Annotated in this window: 15 protein-coding genes; 6 read left to right on the top strand and 9 right to left on the bottom strand. The window is 70.9% G+C overall.

Going from position 1 to position 17,460, the window contains the following annotated elements; genetic code table 11:
- Positions 1-135: 135 nt before the first annotated feature.
- Together OM076_RS21220 and OM076_RS21215 are read left to right on the top strand one after the other, a co-directional pair.
- A complete protein-coding gene (locus OM076_RS21220; RefSeq protein WP_270042064.1) occupies positions 136-1,512 on the top strand; it encodes an aspartate aminotransferase family protein in 1,377 nt (458 codons plus the stop codon).
- A gap of 47 nt (positions 1,513-1,559) precedes the next feature.
- Entirely contained in the window at positions 1,560-2,921 is a 1,362-nt protein-coding gene (locus OM076_RS21215; RefSeq protein ID WP_270042063.1) for an NCS2 family permease, read from the top strand.
- Here the strand turns inward: OM076_RS21215 and OM076_RS21210 are convergent, their stop codons facing one another.
- The gene (locus OM076_RS21210; protein ID WP_270042062.1) at positions 2,922-3,749 is read right to left on the bottom strand and encodes an Ig-like domain-containing protein; all 828 of its coding nucleotides are present in this window, start codon (positions 3,747-3,749) and stop codon (positions 2,922-2,924) included.
- 154 nt (positions 3,750-3,903) lie between these two features.
- On the opposite strand from OM076_RS21210, the gene OM076_RS21205 reads away from it, so the two are divergent.
- A complete protein-coding gene (locus OM076_RS21205; protein ID WP_270042061.1) occupies positions 3,904-7,497 on the top strand; it encodes a serine/threonine-protein kinase in 3,594 nt (1,197 codons plus the stop codon).
- A gap of 21 nt (positions 7,498-7,518) precedes the next feature.
- Here OM076_RS21205 and OM076_RS21200 read toward each other — a convergent pair whose 3' ends face one another.
- Entirely contained in the window at positions 7,519-8,517 is a 999-nt protein-coding gene (locus OM076_RS21200) for a LacI family DNA-binding transcriptional regulator (protein WP_270042060.1), read from the bottom strand.
- A 31-nt stretch (positions 8,518-8,548) separates the two neighbouring features.
- Here OM076_RS21200 and hisD point away from each other — a divergent pair, with 31 nt between their 5' ends.
- The 3 genes from hisD to OM076_RS21185 all read left to right on the top strand — a co-directional run bounded on the left by hisD (position 8,549) and on the right by OM076_RS21185 (position 11,072).
- Positions 8,549-9,835 carry a histidinol dehydrogenase gene (gene hisD, locus OM076_RS21195; RefSeq protein WP_270042059.1) on the top strand — a complete coding sequence of 429 codons (1,287 nt, stop codon included), beginning with the start codon at positions 8,549-8,551 and terminating at the stop codon, positions 9,833-9,835.
- Positions 9,832-10,578: an SDR family NAD(P)-dependent oxidoreductase gene (locus OM076_RS21190; protein ID WP_270042058.1), complete on the top strand. Its 747-nt coding sequence runs from the start codon at positions 9,832-9,834 to the stop codon at positions 10,576-10,578. Before hisD ends, OM076_RS21190 begins: the two co-directional genes overlap by 4 nt.
- Positions 10,579-10,835: 257 nt before the next feature.
- Positions 10,836-11,072 carry a PspC domain-containing protein gene (locus tag OM076_RS21185; RefSeq protein ID WP_270042057.1) on the top strand — a complete coding sequence of 79 codons (237 nt, stop codon included), beginning with the start codon at positions 10,836-10,838 and terminating at the stop codon, positions 11,070-11,072.
- A 161-nt stretch (positions 11,073-11,233) separates the two neighbouring features.
- Here the strand turns inward: OM076_RS21185 and OM076_RS21180 are convergent, their stop codons facing one another.
- The 7 genes from OM076_RS21180 to OM076_RS21150 all read right to left on the bottom strand — a co-directional run bounded on the left by OM076_RS21180 (position 11,234) and on the right by OM076_RS21150 (position 17,352).
- Positions 11,234-11,719 (bottom strand): DUF2017 family protein, encoded by a 486-nt coding sequence (locus OM076_RS21180; protein ID WP_270042056.1) that lies wholly within the window; start codon positions 11,717-11,719, stop codon positions 11,234-11,236.
- Complete coding sequence (clpS, locus tag OM076_RS21175; RefSeq protein ID WP_270042055.1) at positions 11,719-12,006, bottom strand: ATP-dependent Clp protease adapter ClpS; 288 nt, start codon at positions 12,004-12,006, stop codon at positions 11,719-11,721. The genes OM076_RS21180 and clpS overlap by 1 nt, the downstream gene beginning before the upstream one ends.
- Before the next feature lie 11 nt (positions 12,007-12,017).
- A complete protein-coding gene (locus tag OM076_RS21170; protein ID WP_270042054.1) occupies positions 12,018-13,598 on the bottom strand; it encodes a GMC oxidoreductase in 1,581 nt (526 codons plus the stop codon).
- 17 nt (positions 13,599-13,615) lie between these two features.
- Positions 13,616-14,542 (bottom strand): type I pantothenate kinase, encoded by a 927-nt coding sequence (gene coaA, locus OM076_RS21165; protein ID WP_270042053.1) that lies wholly within the window; start codon positions 14,540-14,542, stop codon positions 13,616-13,618.
- Positions 14,536-14,727 (bottom strand): YbdD/YjiX family protein, encoded by a 192-nt coding sequence (locus OM076_RS21160; protein ID WP_270042052.1) that lies wholly within the window; start codon positions 14,725-14,727, stop codon positions 14,536-14,538. Before OM076_RS21160 ends, coaA begins: the two co-directional genes overlap by 7 nt.
- Positions 14,724-16,841, bottom strand: a complete 2,118-nt coding sequence (locus tag OM076_RS21155; RefSeq protein WP_270042051.1) for a carbon starvation CstA family protein — start codon at positions 16,839-16,841, stop codon at positions 14,724-14,726. Before OM076_RS21155 ends, OM076_RS21160 begins: the two co-directional genes overlap by 4 nt.
- A gap of 199 nt (positions 16,842-17,040) precedes the next feature.
- On the bottom strand, positions 17,041-17,352 hold the full coding sequence (locus OM076_RS21150) for an AzlD domain-containing protein (RefSeq protein WP_270042050.1): 312 nt from the start codon (positions 17,350-17,352) through the stop codon (positions 17,041-17,043).
- Positions 17,353-17,460: the final 108 nt, after the last annotated feature.

Below are 17,460 nucleotides of genomic sequence, written 5' to 3'. Positions count from 1 at the left end.
CCGGGGTCGACCGACAGCCAACTTAGGCGGGATATCCGTACCTAGATCAGCCGGTTTCGGCGATACGCTCGTCCGACGGCGACCCGGTCCGGTAGCCGGCTCTCCAAGGTCGACCTTTAGAGGAGGTGCTTTCGCATGTCCGCAGCTCTGCCTGCCCTGCAGCACATCGATCGCGATCGCGTGAATGCTCTGATGGAGCGTGAGCGGGCGCGCCTTCTCGAGCGGACCGCCAAGTCCGGCGAGTACTACGAGCGCGCCAAGGCCGTCATGCCCGGCGGCGTGCCGTCGCAGTTCCAGAAGAACGACCCGTGGCCTACGTACCTCACCCACGGTCGCGGCTCGCAGGTCTGGGACGTCGACGGCAACCAGTACACCGACTTCCACAACGGCTTCGGCGTGATGTGCGTCGGCCACGCGAACCCGACGATCGCCGCCGCCGTCAAGGCACGGATGGACGAGGGGACGCACTTCGCCGCGCCGACTGAAGGCTCGATCATCGTCGCCGAGGAACTGCGCCGGCGCTGGGGTCTCCCCCACTGGCGCTTCACGAACTCCGGCACCGAGTCCACGATGGACGCCATCCACCTCGCCCGCGGCCACACCGGCCGCGACATCATCGTCAAGATCGAGGGCACCTACCACGGGCATCACGACGCGGTGATGATCTCCGTCAAGCCCTCGCCGGAGACGATGGGCGACCGGTCGCATCCGAACCCGGTCCCGTACGGCCTCGGCTTCGCGCCCGGCACGGCGGAGAACACGCGCGTCGTGCCGTTCAACGACGCCGAGGCGCTGGCCGGCGCGCTCGACGAGCGCGTCGCGGGCGTGATCATGGAGCCGGCGATGATGAACATCAACATCGTCCCGCCGGTCGCGGGCTACCTCGACAAGGTGCGCGAGCTGTGCAGCGCCAACGGCACGGTGATGATCTACGACGAGGTCAAGACCGGCGCCGCGGTCGCCGCCGGCGGCATGACCGAGCTGTTCGGCGTCACGCCCGACGTCGTCTGCCTCGCCAAGGCGATGTGCGGCGGCCTCCCGGGCGGCGCGATCGGCATGACCGACGAGCTGGCCGCGCTGATCGAGGCGGGCCAGGTCAAGCAGCAGGGCACGTTCAACGGCAACCCGCTGACGATGGCCGCCGCGCAGGCGACGCTGCTCGACGTGTTGACCGCGGACGCCTACAAGCAGCTGCACGCCGCCAACGAGAAGCTGATGGCGGGCTGCGATCGCGTGATCGCCGAGTACGGCCTCCCGGCGCACACGGTCGGCCTGGGCTCGAAGGGCTGCGTCGTGATGTCGGAGACGCCGGTGCGCGAGTACCGCGACTACCTGACGGTCATCCACCACGACCTGACCGACCTCGCGTGGCTCTACCACATGAACAACGGCATCTTCATGACGCCGGGCCAGGACGAGGAGTGGACGCTCTCCGTGCTGCACACCGACGCGGACCTGCAGCGCTACGTGGACGTCTTCGAGACGTTCGCGCGTGAAGTGACGAACCGCTAGCGCACGCCGTTTCATTGCCGCCGGAAGCGGATATAGCTTCCGGCGGCATGTCGAGCACTCTCGAGCGTCGGTTCTCCATTCACGAGCGCGGTTCGACGGCGCGGACCGAGGTGCTCGGCGGCTTCGTGACGTTCCTGACGATGGCCTACATCGTCTTCGTCAACCCCGCGATCCTGTCGCAGGCCGGGCTGCCGTTCAACGCGGTCGCCGTGGCCACGGCGCTGGCGGCGGCGATCTTCACGCTCGCCATGGGCCTGCTGACCAACCTGCCGTTCGCGCTGGCGTCCGGCTTGGGGTTGAACGCGGTGGTCGCCTTCGACCTGATCCTCGGGCGCAAGCTGCCGTGGCAGGTCGCGATGGCGTGCGTGATCATCGAGGGCGTCGTCGCGCTGATCCTCGTCATCGCCGGCCTGCGCGAGGCGATCATGCGCGCGGTCCCGATGGAGATCAAGCTCTCGATCGGCGTCGGCATCGGCCTCTTCATCGCGCTCGTCGGCTTCCGCGACGCCGGCATCACGGTCAACAACGACGCGACCGGCATCGGCCTGGGCGTGCTGACCGGCGGCGCGCCGATGGTCGCGCTCGCGGGCCTCCTGGTGATGATCGTGCTGACCGCGCGCGGCGTGCGCGGCGCGATCCTGCTCGGGATCCTCGCCTCGACGGTCGTGGGCCTGATCTTCGGCGTCCTCGACGCCCCGGACAAGGTCGCGCAATGGCCGACGAGCAGCGACTTCTCGACGATCGGCGACGCACTCGCCCCGCACTACCTCGCCGACGCGCTGACCTGGGCGCTCGTGCCGGTGATCTTCGTGCTCTTCGTGAGCGACTTCTTCGACACGATCGGCACCGCGGTGGCGGTGTCGAGCGCCGGCGGCCTGCTCGACGATGACGGCCAGCCGCCGAAGCTCAAGCAACTGCTGCTGGTCGACTCGGCGGCCGCCGCGGGTGGCGGCATCATGGGCGTCTCGAGCGTCACCACCTACGTCGAGTCCGGCGCGGGCGTGGCCGAGGGCGCGCGCACCGGCCTCGCGAGCGTCGTCACCGCGTTCTTGTTCCTGCTGACGATCTTCTTCGTGCCGCTGACCGCGGTCGTCGGCCAGAGCGTGGGCGAAGCGGGTCTGCACCCGGCCATCGCCCCCGCGCTGATCATGATCGGCTACCTGATGATGCGGCTGGTGGCCGAGGTCGACTGGAACCGCCCGGAGGCGGGCATCCCCGCGTTCCTGGTGATCGCCGGCGTGCCGCTGACGTTCTCGATCAGCGCCGGGATCGGCCTCGGCATCCTCGGCTACGTCGCGACCATGGTCGCGACGGGCAAGGCGGCCAAGATCCACCCGCTGATGTGGGCGCTCGTGCCGCTCTTTCTCGCGTTCTTCAGCAGCGACTGGCTGACGAAGAACGTCTTCTAACTAGTAGCTCGGCTTCTTGGTCGGGATGCAGGTGTGGTAGTTGATCTGCTCGACCGCGACGGTCGTGATGCGCTTGCCGTCCGCGCGGGTGCGGGTGATCGCGACGCGCAGCGTGTAGGTGTCCTTCGGCTCGCCGCGGAGGTTCACGCGGATGCGGATCATCTCGTCGCCGATCTTGCTCTTGAGCTTGCGGCCGTTGAGCGTGGCGGCGACGCGCAGCTTGGTGCCGGCGGGGCGGAAGACGTGCTTGGTGAAGTCGCGGCGGCTGGCGCAGACGTACGGGGCGGCGGGCTTGGTGGCCGGCGCGACGACGACCGGGGCGGGTGTGGGCTCGGGCGTCGCGGCGGCGACGACGGGAGCGGGCTCAGGCGTGGCGGTGGCCGTCGGCGTGGGTGTGGGCGTGGCCTCGGCGCCGATCGTGAAGACCAGCGGCTCGGACCTCCCGATCTCCTGCTCGGAGTTGGACTGGCGGGCCTGGGCGGTGTAGGTGCCGTCGGCCAGCGCCGCCGGGAGGGTGCCGCTGAAGGCGCCGGTCTCGCGGCTGAGGATCGCGTTGCCGATGACGATCGGCTTGCCGGCCACGCCGTTGCCCGCGTAGATGTCGACGGCGATCTCGGAGCTCTCCCACTCGTTCTTGCCGGCGGTGCCGGCGAACGACGGCGGGTTGACCGCCTGGTGCCCGACCGGCGAAGACAGCGTGACCACCGGCGGCATGGCCTGGGCGGCCGGCGCGGCGAACGCGAGCAGCGGCACGGCCAGAAGGAACGGCAGGGCACGGCGGGACAGCTGGAACAAGGTCGCCTCCCGGCGAGAAGAAATGGCCGGCATCCCCGGCGCCCCTCCGGCGCGTTGATGCGGTGAACAAGACCGACCGTAGACGGACGGCCGGCGAACGCGGGCGGACCTAGACCAAAGACGACGTGAACGGACGGATATACAGGCCATTGCGCCGTGCTCGGGTGACTGCTAATACGGCCCTGCAATGGACGAGCTCGCCGTCGGCGCCACCTTCGCCGATCATGTGATCCGCGGCGTGGCCGGGCGCGGCGGCATGGGGATCGTCTACCGCGCGCTGCACGTCCCGCTCAAGCGCGAGGTCGCGCTGAAGGTGCTCGCGGCGAACATCTCCGACGACGCGGAGTTCCGCACCCGCTTCCGCCACGAGTTCGAGGCCGCGGCGCTGATCCAGCACCCGAACGTGATCCCGATCCACCACGCGGGCGAGCACGAGGGCCTGCTCTACGTGACGATGCGCTACGTCGACGGCACCGACCTCGCGCGGCTGATCGCGGTCGAGACCCGGCTGGACCCGGTCCGCGCCGCCGTCATCATCGGCCAGGTCGCGGCGGCGCTCGACGCCGCCCACGCCGCCGGGCTCGTGCACCGCGACGTCAAGCCGGCCAACGTGCTGATCGAGGCGCCGGGCGCGAGCGAGCGCGCGCTGCTGACCGACTTCGGGCTGACGAAGTTCCTGGACTCGGACACCCAGGTCACGCAGGCGGGAACGCTGGTCGGCACGTTCGACTACACCGCGCCCGAGCAGCTCAACGAGCAGCCCGTCGACGCGCGCACCGACGCCTACGCCCTCGGCTGCGTGCTCTTCCAGGCGCTCACCGGCCGCGTGCCCTACCCGCAGGACACGCTCGCGGCCAAGCTCTACGCCCACCTGGAATCGCCGCCGCCGTCCGTCACGGCGCTCGTCCCAGAGGTCCCGCCCGCCCTCGACGGGGTGATCGCCAAGGCGCTCGCCAAGGACCCGCGCGAGCGCTACGCCTCGGCGGGGGACCTCGCTCGCGCCGCGCTGAGCGCCGTCGACCGCCCGTCGCTGGCGCGCGGCGTCAGCCGGCTCGCGGCGGGTGAGCGCGCACCCGGCTGGAAGTTCGCCGACACGCCCCTCCCGCGCCCGCGCGGCGTCGCCCTTCCCGGCGCGCTGACCGCGGAGACCGGCGCGTTCGTCGGCCGCGAGGCGCCGCTGGAACGCCTGCGCGAGCGCTTCGCCCGCGCCGCCGACGGCACGCGGCAACTCGCGCTCCTCTCCGGCGAGCCGGGCATCGGCAAGACCCGGCTCGCGACCGAGCTCGCCCGCGAGGCGCACGCCGACGGCGCGATCGTGCTCTACGGCCGCTGCGACCTCGAATCGCTCGTCCCCTACCAGCCGTTCGTGACCGCCGTCCAGCACTACCTCGCCCAGCGCGAGACGCTGACGCTGCCGAAGGAGCTCGAGCCGGAGCTGGCCGAGCTCGCGCGCTTCGTCCCCGCGCTGCGGCGGCCCACCGACACCGACGCGGTGAGCCCGCTGGCCGAGGCGGGCGAGACGCGCCGCTACCGGCTCTTCGAGGCCGTCACCCGCCTGCTCGCCCACGCCGCCCGCGAGGCGCCGGTGGTGCTCGTCCTCGACGACCTCCAGTGGGCGGACACGTCGACCGCGCTCCTGCTCGCCCACCTGCTGGCCGACGGCGAGCCCGCCCGCCAGTTCGTGCTCGGCACGATCCGCGACGCCGACGGCCATCGCAGCGAGGAGCTGACCGACCTCCTCGCCCGCCTGAACCGCGACACCACGTACGAGCGGCTGGACCTGAGCGGACTCGACGACGCCGAGACGCACGCGCTCGTCGACACGCAGGGCGCGGGCGAGATCAGCGACTCGTTCGTGCTGCGCCTGCACGAGAACACCGACGGCAACCCGTTCTTCATCAAGGAGACCCTGCGCAGCCTCGCCGAGGGCGGCAGCGCGGGCGTGCCCGAAGGCGTCAAGGACCTGATCGGCACCCGCCTCGCCCGCCTCACCGAGACCGCCAACCAGCTGCTCACGGTGGCGTCGGTGATCGGCCGCGAGTTCGACCTCGAGGTGCTCGAGGCTCTGGTGGAGGAGCCCGAGGACCGGATCATCTCCGCCCTGGAAGAGGCGACCGACGCGGCGCTGGTGGCCGAGGTCGAGGACGCCGCCGATCGCTTCGTCTTCACCCACGCGCTCGTGCGCGAGACGCTCTATGAGCGCCAGAGCACGAGCCGGCGGGTGCGCGCGCACCACCGGATCGCCCGCGCGCTGGAGGAGGTCGGCCGCGCGGCGCCCGCCGAGGTCGCCCACCACTACTTCGAGAGCCGCCACCTCGACCGCGAGGGCAAGGCGGTCGATTTCTCGGTGCGGGCGGGTGACGAGGCGAGCGCCGCGTTCGCCTACGAGGAGGCCGCAGCGCAGTACCGGAACGCGCTCGAGCGACTCGACGCGGGTGACGACGAGCGCCGCTGCACGCTGCTGCTCGCGCTCGGCGGCGCGGAGTCACGTGGCGGGGAGGCGAGCGCTTCGACGACGTTCGCGCGGGCGGCGGAGCTCGCCCGCTCACAGGGTCTCGCGGAGCCGCTCGCGCACGCCGCGCTCGGCCGCACGATGGGCTACGCGCAGGCCGCGGCGATCGACACCGAGGGCATCGCGCTGCTGGAGGCCGCGCTGGACCTCGTCGTCGACGACGACGCGCTCGCCGCCCAGCTGCAGGCGCGGCTGGCCAACGTCCTGCACTTCGCCGGCCAGGGCGAGCTCGTCGAGGCGCTGAGCGCGCGGGCGCTGGAGCTCGCCCACCGCAGCGGCGACCCGCTCGCGCTGATGACCGCGCTCGAGAGCCGCCAGACCGCGCTGGTGCAGAGCGCCGACCTCGAGCAGCGTGTGGGGCTCGCTCGCGAGCTGCTGGACCTCGCCGCGCGCCTCGGCGACCGTGAGCTGAAGGCCATGGCGCTGCACTGGCACATCTACCACCTGCTCGAGTCCGGCAACGTCGACGACGCGCGCGCCGAGAGCCGCGGGCTGGCCGTCCTGGCCGAGGAGCTGCGCCAGCCGACCTACCAGCACTTCGCGGTGCGCTGGGAGACGATGTGGGCGATGCTCGCCGACCGCGGCGAGGAGACGCAGGCGCTGATCATGCGCGCGTACGAGATCGGCCGCCGCGCGCAGGCTCCGGAGATCGACATCGAGGCCGCCGGCCGCCAGCTCTCGGTCGCATGGCGCCACGATGCGCTCGGGCAGTTCGCGGAGCTGCTGGAGACGCAGGCGCGCGAGAACCCGCAGCTCGGCACCAACCGCCCGGTGCTCGCGCTCTCGCTCGCGCAGTCGGGTCAACTCGACGCCGCCCGCGAGGTGCTCGAAGGCACCGACATCGCGGCGATCCCGCGCGACATGCTGTGGATGGCGAGCATGTGCCTGCTCGCCCAGACCTGCGCGGTCGTCGGCGACGCCGAGCGCGCCCGCGTGCTCTACGACCTGCTGCTCGAGCATCGCGACCGCAACGTGATGGTCGGCATGGCCAACTGCATGGGCTCGGCTGAGCGCTACCTCGGCCTGCTGGCGTTCACGACGGGCGACTACCCGCACGCCGAGGTGCACTTCGACACCGCGATCGAGCGCAACGCCGCGGGTGGCATCGACCACTGCTTCGCGATGGTCCGCAACGACTACGCCGCGATGCTCGAGGCGCGGGGCGGCCCCGGCGACAGCATCCGCGCCGCCCAGCTGCGCGCCGAGACGCTCGAGAACACCGGCGAGGCGACCCAGGTCGCGCCGCCGGCGCCGACGCAGATCGCCTGACGTGTTTGCGGCTTGCCGCGATCATGCATACGTAGTCGTCTGCCGCCGCATGAGGTTCGCGGGGAAGACCAGCCGCGCAGGCTCGCGCACCACGCGGCCCTCGATCCGCTCGATCAGCATGCGGGCGGCGGCCTTGGCCATCTGCGAGAGCGGCTGGCGGACCGTCGTGAGGCCGAACAGCTCCCAGCCGGCCATCTCGATGTCGTCGTAGCCGATCACCGAGAGGTCTTCGGGGACGCGAATGCCCATGCGCTTCGCCGCGTCGAGGACGCCGAAGGCGATGACGTCGTTGGCGGCGAAGATCGCGGTCGGCGGCGCAGGCTCGCGCAGCAGCTCCAGGCACCACTGGTAGCCGCTCTGGTGCGTGAACTCGCCCACCCGGCGCGATGCGACCTCGAGGCCGGCGCGGGCGAGGCCGCGCTCGAACCCGAGGGCGCGGTCGCGCGCGGTCGACGCGTTCGCGGGCCCGCCGATCAGCCCGATCCTGCGGTGCCCGAGCTCGACCAGCGTCGTCGCGGCGACCTCGCCCCCACCCGTGTTGTCGGAGACCACGCGATCGACGTGCGCGTCGTCGACGTCGCGGTTGAGCAGCACGACCGGGATGCCCTGCTTGTGGAAGTCGTCGACGAAGGTCGCGCCGAGCATCGCGTTGGCGATGACGATGCCGTCGACGAAGCGCCCCTGCAGCTGCGGGAACAGCTCGTCCGCCCGGCCGGCGTCCGCGCGCTCGTTGAGCAGGACGGTCCTGAAGCCCGCGAGCGTGAACTCGTCGTGCAGGACGTCCACGAGCTGGGGATAGAACGGGTTGGTGATCTCGCCGATCAGGATCCCGATCGTGTCCGTGCGCTGCGTGATCAGGCTGCGCGCGGCGCTGTTGGGCAGGTAGCTCAGCCGCTTGGCGGCCGCCTGGATGAGCGCCCGCGTCTCGGGCGCGACGCGCGGGTCGCCGTTCAGCGCGCGCGAGACGGTGCTCTGGGAGACGCCCGCTTCACGTGCGACGTCACGGGTGGTGGTGGCCAAGACGCCTGAATCGTAGTATGCATACGTATTCATGCATTCCACTTCCCGAGTCATCAAGGCGCCGGCCGTCGCGACCGGTGACGGCGACGGCGGCGGCCCGGACGTGCGCGGCACCGTCGAAGCGATCATCGACGACGTCCGCCGGCGCGGCGACACCGCGGTCCGCGACTACTCCGAGCGGTTCGATCAGTGGTCGCCGGAGTCGTTCCTCCTCAGCGAGGACGAGATCGCCCGCTGCGTCGCGGAGGTCCCGGACCAGGTCATCGAGGACCTGCGGTTCTGCCAGCGGCAGGTGCGCGCGTTCGCCGAGGCGCAGCGCGCGACCATGACCGATGTCGAGGTCGAGACGCTGCCGGGCGTCCGGCTCGGCCACCGCCACCTCCCGATCGCGAACGTCGGCGCGTACGTGCCCGGCGGGCGCTACCCGATGGTCGCCTCCGCCCACATGAGCGTGATCACGGCGAAGGTGGCCGGAGTCGAGCGGGTGGCGGCGGTCACCCCGCCGCTCGCCGGCCGGCCTCCCGCGGCGACGGTGGCGGCGATGCACCTCGCGGGCGCCGACGAGATCCGGATCCTCGGCGGCGTGCAGGCGGTCGCGGCCCTCGCCGTGGGGACGGAGACGATCGAGCGCGTCGACTTCCTCGTCGGGCCGGGCAACGCGTACGTCGCCGAGGCCAAGCGCCAGCTCTTCGGCGAGGTGGGCATCGACCTCATCGCCGGCCCGACCGAGATCCTGATCGTGGCCGACGACTCGGTCGACGCCGAGCTGGTCGCGGCCGATCTCCTCGGACAGGCCGAGCACGGCCCGACGTCCCCGGCGATCCTCGTCACGACCTCGGAGGGCCTGGCCCACGCGACGCTGCGCGAGATCGAGCGCCAGCTCGTCGGGCTGCCGACCGCGGACATCGCCGGCGTGGCGTGGGAGCAGCACGGCGAGATCCACCTCGTCGGCGACCTCGAGGAGGCCGCGGTGCTGGCCGACGCGCTCGCTTTCGAGCACGTCGAGATCCTCACCCGCGAGCCCCGCTGGGCGCTCGAGCGCCTGCGCAACTACGGCGCCCTGTTCCTCGGCGAGGGCACGACCGTGGCGTACGGGGACAAGACGATCGGCACCAACCACGTGCTCCCGACGCGCGGCGGCGCGCGTTACAGCGGGGGGCTGTGGGTCGGCAAGTTCCTCAAGACGGTGACCTACCAGGAGTGCGACCCGCGGGCGAGCGCCGAGATCGGCGAGATCTGCGCGCGCCAGTGCCGGATCGAGAACTTCGAGGGCCACGCCCGGTCCTGCGACGTGCGGGTCGAGCGGTTCCGGTCATGACCGGCTCGCTGCAGGGCCGGCACGCGCTCGTCACCGGGGCCGGCCGCGGCCTGGGGCGGGCGTGCGCGCTGGCGCTGGCGCGGGAGGGCGCCGAGGTCACGGTCGTCGCACGCACGGCGTCGGACCTCGCGTCCGCCGTGGAGGAGGCACAGGGCGGCCTGCACGGTGCGGTCGCCGACGTGACCGACCCGGCGGCGGTGCAGCGTGTGATCGCCGAGGCCGACGCGCGGGCGCCGCTGGACATCCTCGTCGCCTCGGCGGGCACGAACCGGCCCGGACCGACGGTCGACGCGGCGCTGGAGGACTTCGACGCGGTCATGGACCTCAATGTGCGGGCGACGTTCGTCGCCGCCCAGGCGTTCGGCCGCCTCCTGCTCGACGCGGCACGGCCAGGACGCCTCGTGCTCATGTCCTCGCAGATGGGCAGCGTCGGCTACCCGGGGCGGGCGGTCTACTGCGCGAGCAAGCACGCCGTCAACGGGCTCACGAAGGCGCTGGCCGTCGAGTGGGCCGCGGCGGGCATCACGGTCAACGCGGTCGCGCCGACGTTCGTCCGCACGCCGCTGACGGAGCCGATGTTCGCTGAACCGGGGTTCCGCGAGGACGTGCTGCGGCGGATCCCGGCGGGGCGGATCGGCGAGCCCGAGGACGTGGCGGCCGCGGTGCTGTATCTCGTGTCAGACGGCGCCGCGATGGTGACCGGCCACATCCTGGCCGTCGACGGCGGCTGGGTCGCCTGGTGACCCGGTTCTCGCGGGCACCGAGCAGCCCAGGCTCTCCGACGGCATCTCGAACACCGTCGTCCGCGGCGGAGCGAGCAGCGCGGCAACGGCCAGGAGCAAGGTGATGGCGCCCATCGATGCTCAAGGTAGGTTCATCGCCCGGCGATCCGCCATCGGTTGGACGTACGTTCGCTCCTGGTCGGACCCTAGGGGCCCCCGGGGACCCTAAGGGTCATTCCCAATGGTGGAAGGGCCCGGGTTGCGCGATCTTGCATCCCATGAACACGACTCCTCCCCACCGACTCACCCGCTCGTCCACCGACAAGTACGTCAGCGGCATCTCCGGCGGCCTCGGCGAGCACTTCGGCGTCGACCCGACCGTCGTCCGCGTCGGCTGGGTCTTCGCCACCCTCGTCACCGGCGGCGCCGCGCTGCTCGCCTACGCCGCGCTGCTGGTCGTCGTCCCCCGTGACGATGCCGCCACCGAGGATCGGCTCCCGGGTGTCCCTGCCTAAGAGTTCGTTGAAGACTGATCGGTCCGACCGATGTGGTGCGGCCGCCAGTGCCTCGGGCCGCACGCGCTCGCGATGCGTGCCTCTGGCACGTGAGCAGCGTGGGTGGCGCGAGGCGCTGCGGATGTGCCGCAGCGGGCGCACCGGGAGTCTTCAACGGGCTCTCAAAGCACCTCGAGCTGCGCGTCGACGATCTCGTCGAGCAAGCCGCCGAGATACCCGTAGAGAGCTTGCGTGCGAGCCTCCGGGTCATCCGGGTCGAACGCCAGCTCCTGGTCGTCGTCACTGATGTCCAGGAGCGTGCCGAGGACGAGCCGCAACGAGTTGATGGCCTGCATCCAGGCCGTCAACTGCTCCTCGGTCAGCAGCTCCGCGGCGATCGAGGCCTCCACGGCATCGACGTTCGCCAGCCGGCTCGAACGCAGCTCCTCGTGGGTGAGCTGCTGGTACTCCTCCTCCTTCTTCGCGTCGTCGGCGTAGGCGGCGGGGTACAGGCGACGGACCCGCGGGTCGGTCGCGTCGAGGATCAGCAGCGCGCGCATCTCGCCGAGGATCTGGCGGATCAGCTCGCGCTCGCGATCGTCGAGGTTGAGCACGTAGCTGCCGTCGCGCGGTGACACGCGCGGGCGTGGGCGGTTGCGGCCGAACATCAGTCCTGTCTCATCGTGGCCCAGAGGCCGTGCTCGTGGAGGCGGAAGACGTCCAGCTCGGCCTTCTCGCGGGTGCCGCTGGAAACGACCGCGCGGCCCTTGTGGTGCACGTCGAGCATGAGCTCCGTCGCCTTCGCCCGGTCGTAACCGAACAGTTTCTGGAAGACCAGGACGACATAGCTCATCAGGTTGATGGGGTCGTTCCAGACGATGACGATCCACGGTCGATCCGCGGCCTGGTCCTCGTCGGATTCGGGGAGTTTGACCTCAGCGGGAGCGACTGACACTCCCGCTTAGGCTACGCACTCGGGACGTGAGTCATCGCGTGCTCGGCCAGCGCGGTGATCGTGAGGCTCGGATTGACGCCGACGTTGGCCGGGATCGCGGCGCCGTCGGTGACGAGCAGGTTCTCGTAGCCGAAGACCCGCTGGCGGGCGTCGACGACGCCGGTTGCAGGGCTTTCGCCGATCACGGCCCCGCCGAGGATGTGCGCGGTCGAAGGGATGTTGGCCGCGGCCTCCATGATCGAGCTCTGCGCGATGCCGCCCGTGCGCTTGGCCAGCCACTCCGCGAACGCGTTGGCGACGGGGATGAACGTGGGGTTCGGGCGCTCCGGGTCCTGCTCGGTGCTCAAGCGGACGCGTCCCTTGCGGCCCTTTCGCGCCCGCAGCGAGATCGCATTGTCCAGCGACTGCATCACGAGCACGATGATCGTGCGCTCCGACCACTTCCTCGGGTTGAGGGTCTTCGCCAGCGTGCGCGGATGGCGCACCGCCGCGCCCGCGAGCTTCAGCGGCCGCGTGAGCGGGGTGCCGTCCGCGGTCAGCATGGTGAACAGGCCCCACATGGCGTTGCCGGCGTCGCCGTAGACGACGGTCTCGATGTGGGTGTCCGGGTCGGGGTAGATCGAGCCGGTGATCGCCACGCGCCGGATCACGTCCGGCGAGCCGTGGGGCAGCGTGACGGCGAGGATCGCCTCCGAGTTGGTCCGCACCAACTCGCCGAGGCGGGGCGAGATGTGTGGGAGCGAGCCGTTCAAGCGGCAGGTGGCGAGCAGGCGGTTGGTGCCCAGCGCGCCGGCGGCGACGACGACGCCCTTCGCGGTGATGGTCTGTCGGCCGCGCCGCACCCACGCGCCGGAGCGCTCGGTGGTGATCGTGTAGCCGTCGGCGCCGTCGGCTGCTTTGAGCGGCTTGATATCGGTGACCATGCGCTCTGCCATGACGTTCACGCCCGCGCGCTCGGCGAACCAGAGGTAGTTCTTGACGAGCGTGTTCTTGGCGCCGTGCGGGCAGCCGACCATGCAACGCCCGCAGCGCAGGCAGCCGGTGCGATCGGGGCCGTCCCCGCCGAAGAACGGATCCTTGACGGTCACGCCCGCCTCGCCCAGGAACACGCCGACGCGGGTCTTGGCGTGGGTCGCGGCCGCGCCGATCTCCTCCGCGTACTCGCGCAGGTAGTCGTCGGCAGGGTCGTCCTCGTCGTAGGTGGCGACGCCGAGCATCCGCTCCGCCTCCTCGTAGTGCTGGGCGAGTGCGACTTGCCAGTCGTTCAGCCCAGCCCACTGCGCGTCCTCGTAGAAGCGGGTGGGCGCGCGGTAGAGCGTGTTCGCGTAGCCGAGCGAGCCGCCGCCGACGCCCGAGCCGGACGCGATCGCCACGTCCTTGAAGATCGTCAGCCGGAAGATGCCGTTGAGGCCGAGCTTCGGCGCGTACCAGTACCTGCGCACGTCCCAGGTCGACTTGGGCAACTCGTCGTCGGCGAACCGCCGCCCGCACTCGACCACGCCGACCTTGTAGCCCTTCTGCGCGAGCCGCAGCGCGCTGACGCTGCCGCCGAACCCGGAGCCGATGACCAGCCAGTCGTAGTCGTAGTGCACTCGTAGACCCTACGGGACTACGCGCGGCGCAGGAGGACGCGCGAGACGAAGTGGTCGGCGCCCTTCTCGAGGATGACGTCGGCGCGTGGGCGCGTGGGCTGGATGTTGTTGAGCAGGTTGGGGCGGTTGGTCCGCTCCCAGATCCCGCTCGCGACCTCGACCGCCTCGTCGTCGGTGAGTTGCGCATAGCGGTGGAAGTAGGAGTCGGGGTTCTGGAACGCGCCGCTGCGCAGCTTGAGGAAGCGGCTGAGGTACCAGCGGCGGACGTCGTCCTCCTCCGCGTCGAGGTAGAGCGCGAAGTCCACGAAGTCCGACACGTAGACCCGCCCGCTCCCGCGCTGGAGGACGTTGACGCCCTCGAGCATGAGCACGTCGGGCGAGCGCACGCGCTGCGTCTCGTCGAGCACGTCGTAGGTGAGGTGCGAGTACTGCGGGACCTGCAGCTCGGGGATCCCGCTCTTGAGATCGGCGACGAAGCGCAGCAGCGCGCGGCGGTCGTAGGACTCGGGGAAGCCCTTGCGGGCGAGGATGTCGCGCTCGATCAGAGTCGCGTTCGGGAGCAGGAAGCCGTCGGTGGTCACGAGCTCGACGCGCCAATCCGGCCTGAGGCTCGACAGCAGGCGTACGACCAGGCGCGCCGCGGTGCTCTTCCCCACCGCCACGCTGCCGCCGAGCGCGATCAGATACGGCACGCGCAGGGTCTCGCCGAGGAACTCGCCCTGCTTGGCCGACAACTCGCGCGCGGCCTCGATCCGCATCGCCAGCAGCCGCGCGAGCGGGACGTAGACGTCTGAGACCTCGTCGACCGCGACCGGCTCGCCGAGGCCGCTCAACCCGGCGAGCTCGTCATAGGCGAGGCCGGTCGTGCCGTTGCCGCCGAGCTGCCTCCAGCGTTCGCGTTCGATCGCGGCGAACGGGGACGCCGCCGCTCTGAGTTTCAGCAACAGCGGGCCTGTGGGCGGGCTTCGCGGGCGTCCTGGCGGCGGCGCTCGAAGTCGCGCCGCCCCATCACCGGCTCCCCCGGGTGCTCCCGGCGGCGGTGCTCGACGTAACGGTCGTACGCGGACTCCCCGGACACCTCGCGCAGGTACCAGTGCAGGCCCTTGGCCAGCTCGCGCGGGGTGGTCACGTCCGCCCCGCCGGCTCGTGCGCGGTTTCGGTGTCGCGGGTGAAGAGGCCCGACGGGGCGTCCAGATGCGACGCCTCGGCCGGGACTTCGGTGGTCGGCAGGCCGCCTGCGCGGATGGCCTTGATGGCGATGCGGGTGGCGTCGGCGATCACGACGATGACCAGGATCGCAAAGAATGCTGCGAGCACGCCGTCCACCGTCGAGTTCGTGACCACGGCGTGCATGTCGTCCATCGACTTCGCGGGTGGGAGGACCTGTCCCTGCGCGATCGCGTCGCTGAATTTGTCGCGCTGCGCGAAGAAGCCGAGCTTCGGATTCGAGCTGAAGACCTTTTCGTAGCTCGCGGTGAGCGTGACGGCCGCGTCCCAGGCCAGCGGGATGCCGGTCACCCACGCCCACTTGAGCTTGCCGTGCTTGATGAGCAGCACGGTGCAGACGGTCAGCGCGACGGCGGCCAGCAGCTGGTTGGCGATGCCGAAGAGCGGGAAGAGCTGGTTGATGCCGCCGAGCGGGTTGGTCACGCCCGCGTAGAGGAAGTAGCCCCACGCGCCGACGATCACCGCGCTGCAGAACCACACGCCGGGCTTCCACGAGACCTGTTTGAACGGCTTGTAGACGTTGCCGAGCGTGTCCTGGAGCATGAAGCGCCCGACCCGCGTGCCCGCGTCCACCGTGGTGAGGATGAACAGGGCCTCGAACATGATCGCGAAGTGGTACCAGAAGGCCCGCAGGCCCTCGCCCGTGGCGCCGGCGAAGATGCTCGACATGCCGACCGCGAGGGTGGGTGCGCCGCCGGTGCGGGCGATGAGGGTGGTCTCCTCGACGCTGCGGGCTGCCGCATCGAGCGCTTGCGGCGTGATCGCGAAGCCGAGCCCGTTGACGGCTTCGGAGGCGGACTGGACGGTCGATCCCACCAGCGCCGCGGGCGCGTTCATCGCGTAGTAGAGGCCGGGATCGATGATCGAGGCGGCGATGAGCGCCATGACCGCGACGAAGGACTCCATCAGCATCGCGCCGTAGCCGATGAAGCGGACCTGGGTCTCCTTCTCGATCATCTTCGGCGTGGTGCCTGAGGCGATCAGCGAATGGAACCCGGAGAGCGCGCCGCACGCGATCGTGATGAAGACGAACGGGAACAGCGAGCCGGCGAACACCGGGCCCTCGCCGTTGTGGGCGAACTCGGTCACGGGCGCGTTCTTGAGCACCGGAAGGGTCACCAGGATGCCGATCGCGAGCAGCAGGATCGTGCCGATCTTCATGAAGGTCGACAGGTAGTCGCGGGGCGCCAACAGCATCCACACCGGCAGGATCGAGGCGATGAAGCCGTAGGCGACGAGGCAGAAGACCAGCGTCTCCGGCTCCAGCGTGAAGGCGTCGGCGAGGCTCGAGTCCTGCACCACCTTGCCGAGCGCGATCGCCGTCAGCAGCATCGCCACGCCGATCGCTGTGGCCTCGAGCACGCGGCCCGGTCGCAGCACGCGCATGTAGAAGCCCATGAAGAACGCGATCGGGATCGTCATCGCGATGCTGAACGTGCCCCACGGGGAGTTCGCCAGCGCGTTGACGACGACGAGCGCGAGCACGGCCAGCAGGATCACCATGATCGCCAGCACCGCGACGAGCGCCGCCGCGCCGCCGACCGGCCCGATCTCGTCGCGTGCCATCTGCCCAAGGCTCTTGCCGTCGCGGCGCATGGAGAAGAACAGCACCACCATGTCCTGCACCGCGCCGGCGAAGATCACGCCCGCGACGATCCAGATCGTCCCCGGCAGATAGCCCATCTGCGCGGCCAGGACGGGCCCCACCAGCGGGCCGGCGCCCGCGATCGCGGCGAAGTGATGCCCGAACAGCACCCGCCTGTCGGTCGGCTGGAAATCGACGTCGTTCTCGAGCCGCTCCGCGGGCGTCGCCCGCTGGGCGTCAACCCCGAGCACCTTGTACGCGATGAACCGCGCATAGAACCGATACGCGATCAGATACGACATCACCGCCGCGACGATCAACCATGCCGCACTGATCTCCTCGTCGCGCACGAGGGCGATCACGCCCCACGCCACCGCACCAACCACCGCAACCGCCGTCCAGATCGCGATGGAACGTGACTTCGTCCTCATGGCGTCTCCTCCCCTACCAGGCTCCCGACCCCCGAATTCCTCCCCGCCCTAACGGCGACCTAAACGCCACCCGCCCATGCATACCGCACGTATACCGGGGTCAGACCCCTGTGTACGACTTGCATACCGCGCGTATACCGGGGTCTGTCCCCGGTATACGACTTGGATCCATGGCGGCGTCGCCGGCGGGACGCGAGGCTCAGGTGAGCGCGCGCACGCCGGCGGTCACCGCGGCGGCGACGAGCACGACGACGAGCATCGGTGCGCGGGCGAGGATCGCGAGCAGCGCTGCGCCGAGGCCGGCGGCACGGGCGTCGATCGTGATGCCCTGGCCGTGGGCGCCGAGCGTCTCGTAGACGACGAGCGCGGCGAGCAGCGCGGGGGCGACGAGACCGGTCATCGACAGCATTCGCTCGTTGGGCGGGCGGGTGCCGAGGACGAGCGGTCCGACGACCTTCGTGGCGACCGTGCCGACGGCGAGCACGGCGATCGTGAGCCAGACCGCGTTCATGCCACTTCCCCCGTGGCGAGATCGCGCCGCGCCGAACCGCGGTCAGGCGCGCCGTCATCGCGCCGCGCCGAGCCGCGCCCGCCCGCACCGTCGCCGCGCCGCGCCGCG

This window comes from Solirubrobacter ginsenosidimutans (assembly GCF_027587205.1).
This window is presented reverse-complemented; position numbering and strand designations above follow the sequence as displayed.

Bases quoted from the DNA above. Each gene is read 5' to 3' on its own strand.
- hisD (WP_270042059.1), top strand. From the start codon at position 8,549: ATGCATTCCACTTCCCGAGTCATCAAGGCGCCGGCCGTCGCGACCGGT.
- OM076_RS21155 (WP_270042051.1), bottom strand. From the start codon at position 16,841: ATGAGGACGAAGTCACGTTCCATCGCGATCTGGACGGCGGTTGCGGTG.
- OM076_RS21190 (WP_270042058.1), top strand. From the start codon at position 9,832: ATGACCGGCTCGCTGCAGGGCCGGCACGCGCTCGTCACCGGGGCCGGC.
- OM076_RS21185 (WP_270042057.1), top strand. From the start codon at position 10,836: ATGAACACGACTCCTCCCCACCGACTCACCCGCTCGTCCACCGACAAG.
- OM076_RS21150 (WP_270042050.1), bottom strand. From the start codon at position 17,352: ATGAACGCGGTCTGGCTCACGATCGCCGTGCTCGCCGTCGGCACGGTC.
- OM076_RS21180 (WP_270042056.1), bottom strand. From the start codon at position 11,719: ATGTTCGGCCGCAACCGCCCACGCCCGCGCGTGTCACCGCGCGACGGC.
- OM076_RS21210 (WP_270042062.1), bottom strand. From the start codon at position 3,749: ATGCCGGCCATTTCTTCTCGCCGGGAGGCGACCTTGTTCCAGCTGTCC.
- OM076_RS21215 (WP_270042063.1), top strand. From the start codon at position 1,560: ATGTCGAGCACTCTCGAGCGTCGGTTCTCCATTCACGAGCGCGGTTCG.
- OM076_RS21220 (WP_270042064.1), top strand. From the start codon at position 136: ATGTCCGCAGCTCTGCCTGCCCTGCAGCACATCGATCGCGATCGCGTG.
- OM076_RS21205 (WP_270042061.1), top strand. From the start codon at position 3,904: ATGGACGAGCTCGCCGTCGGCGCCACCTTCGCCGATCATGTGATCCGC.